Annotated in this window: 1 protein-coding gene, 1 tRNA gene and 1 pseudogene; 2 read left to right on the top strand and 1 reads right to left on the bottom strand. The window is 58.7% G+C overall.

Annotation, left to right across the window (positions count from 1 at the left end; translation table 11 throughout):
* Both ACEW8J_RS13395 and ACEW8J_RS13390 read left to right on the top strand, forming a co-directional pair.
* Positions 1 to 691 (top strand): annotated as a pseudogene (locus tag ACEW8J_RS13395) (glutamate synthase subunit alpha); the annotation flags it as partial.
* Positions 692 to 712: 21 nt separating this feature from the next.
* Complete coding sequence (locus tag ACEW8J_RS13390; RefSeq protein ID WP_373492148.1) at positions 713 to 2,149, top strand: glutamate synthase subunit beta; 1,437 nt, start codon at positions 713 to 715, stop codon at positions 2,147 to 2,149.
* 490 nt (positions 2,150 to 2,639) lie between these two features.
* On the opposite strand, the gene ACEW8J_RS13385 is transcribed toward ACEW8J_RS13390, so the two are convergent.
* Positions 2,640 to 2,716, bottom strand: a tRNA-Met gene (locus ACEW8J_RS13385).
* Positions 2,717 to 2,871: the final 155 nt, after the last annotated feature.

The following is a 2,871-nucleotide window of genomic DNA, read 5'->3' as shown; positions in this document are numbered from 1 at the left end:
TCTGGCCCATGGCATCAGCGCCGAACTGACCGGCGATGCCAATGACTATGTCGGCAAGGGTCTTTCCGGCGGCCGTGTGGTGGTCAAGCAACCGGCCCATGTCGACCGCAATCCGACCGAGAATATCATTGTCGGCAATACTGTCCTATATGGCGCGGTCGCGGGCGAAGCCTATTTCAACGGGGTTGCCGGCGAGCGCTTTGCGGTCCGCAATTCCGGCGCCGTCGCGGTGGTCGAAGGCACCGGCGACCATGGCTGCGAATATATGACCGGCGGGGTCGTGGCAGTGCTGGGCAAGACAGGCCGCAATTTCGCCGCAGGCATGTCCGGCGGCGTGGCCTATGTTTATGACGAAGACGGCCTGTTCCGCCAGCGCTGCAACATGGCGATGGTGGATGTCGAAGTCATCGATCCCAATGCCGATGGTGGTGATGCGAGTGCATTGCCGCAGCAATTGCCGGTTGATGTGCAGGATTTTGGTATGGGTGACATGCTCTATCACGATGCGGCCCGACTGCGCATCCTGTTGGAGCGGCACAAGCTCTACACCGGCAGCAAGCGGGCCAGCGAAATTCTCGACAATTGGGCCGAGGCTCTGGGACAATTCGTGAAAGTCATGCCGCGGGATTATGCAGTGGCCCTGAAACAGCTGGAAGCCGAGCGGCTCGATACGATCGTCGCGGCAGAATGAAGGAAGATATGGGAGTAGACCGTGGGTAAAGTAACAGGCTTTCTCGAGATTGATCGCAAGGAAGCGACTTATGCCGATCCCCAGGAGCGGCTGACGCATTATCGGGAGTTCACGATTCCTCTGCCGGACAAGGAGCTCAGGGATCAGGCCGCGCGCTGCATGGACTGCGGCATACCCTATTGCCACACCGGTTGTCCGGTCAATAATATCATCCCGGACTGGAACAATCTGGTCTATGAGGGGGATTGGAAAAATGCGCTGGAAGTGCTGCATTCAACCAATAATTTTCCCGAATTTACCGGCCGGATCTGTCCGGCTCCGTGCGAAGCCAGTTGTACGCTGAATATCGATGACGCACCGGTAACCATCAAATCGATCGAGTGCGCGATTGTTGATCGCGGCTGGGAAGAAGGCTGGATCACCGCTCAGATCGCCGAAGAAAAAACCGGAAAATCGGTTGCAGTGGTCGGTTCTGGCCCGGCCGGACTGGCCTGCGCGCAACAGCTGGCACGCGCCGGACATAATGTCACCCTGTTCGAGAAAAATGACCGGATGGGCGGCCTGCTGCGCTACGGCATTCCCGATTTCAAGATGGAAAAGCACCTGATCAACCGGCGTCTTGTGCAGATGGAAGCGGAAGGCGTGGAATTTCGCACCAGCACCGAAGTCGGGGTGACTGTGTCGGTGGAATCGCTGCAGGGCAATTATGATGCGGTGGTGATGGCCGGCGGTGCGGAAAAGCCGCGGGCGCTGGATATTCCTGGCTATGAAATGGCCGGAGTCCGGCTGGCAATGGAATTTCTGACTCAGCAGAACAAGCGCAATGCCGGCGACGATGAAATGCGCGCCGCTCCGCGCGGCACGATTTCCGCCACCGGCAAGCATGTGCTGGTCATTGGCGGCGGCGACACCGGATCAGATTGTGTCGGCACGTCCAATCGGCAGGGCGCCGCTTCGGTCACCCAGATTGAAATCATGCCCAAGCCGCCGACGAAGGAAGACAAGGCCTTGTCGTGGCCCGATTGGCCGTTGAAACTGCGCACCTCGTCCAGCCATCTGGAGGGCTGCGACCGCGACTGGGCGATCCTCGCCAAGAAAGTCGTTGGCACCAATGGCAATGTCGAAGGGCTGGAATGTATTCGCCTGGAATGGGTGGACGGCGAGATGCGAGAAATCGCAGGCAGCGCGTTTATCATCAAGGCCGACCTGATCCTGCTGGCCATGGGTTTTGTCGGGCCGCGCAAGATGGGGCTGGTCGATCAATCGGAAGTGGAACTGGACGGGCGCGGCAATGTCGCGGCCAATGTGACGGATTACAACAGCAGCAAACATGGTATTTTTGCCTGCGGCGATATGCGCCGGGGGCAGAGTCTGGTCGTATGGGCCATCCGCGAGGGCCGGCAGTGCGCCCGCGCCGTGGATCTGCAACTGATGGGGCGAAGTCTGCTGCCGCGCTAGACGCGATTTCTCCATGACGGCAGCGCTTGAAATGACCCGCTCTTTCCCCCCACGTGCTGGCGGCGCGTTCCATCAGACATGAAAAAAGCCCCGCTGATCTCAGCGGGGCTTTTGTTTGAATATGATGGTTGCGCAAGCAGGGTCTGAACCAACCGCAGGCTTCGGATTGTTGAATTCGACGGCGGGAGATGGGTCCTAGCCTCCGCGGGGACAACAATTTACCAGGTTCGCTTTGCTCACCAATAAAAAACCCCGCACGAGGCGGGGTGTTCTTGTTGGTTGCGGGAGTAGGATTTGAACCTACGACCTTCAGGTTATGAGCCTGACGAGGTGAGACGCAGCCGGCGATCCGGGGGATTGCCGGACCGTCGAACGGGCTGCTCCATTTCGGCCGAAGGCCGAACAGGCGAAAACGATCGAGAAGGATAAGGTGGGCCCTGAATCAAGTGTCCGAGGCAACAAAAAACCCGCTCGGAAGCGGGTTTCTTGTTGGTTGCGGGAGTAGGATTTGAACCTACGACCTTCAGGTTATGAGCCTGACGAGCTACCGGGCTGCTCCATCCCGCGACAAGAGATGAGCCGTCAAATCGGCACGCTTCATGCGGGCTGATTTGTTGGCTCATCGGGCGGCCTTGCGAAGCTGACACTTCGAAAAACCAATGCCCGACAATCAAAAAAGGCCGCCGCTGGGGGTAAACCCGGCAGCGGCCTTTTTCTGAATT

This window comes from Parasphingorhabdus sp. (assembly GCF_041748495.1).
In the GTDB taxonomy this organism is placed as follows: domain Bacteria; phylum Pseudomonadota; class Alphaproteobacteria; order Sphingomonadales; family Sphingomonadaceae; genus Parasphingorhabdus.
Note: the sequence above shows the minus strand (reverse complement) of the source record. Positions and strands in the feature narration are given on the sequence as shown.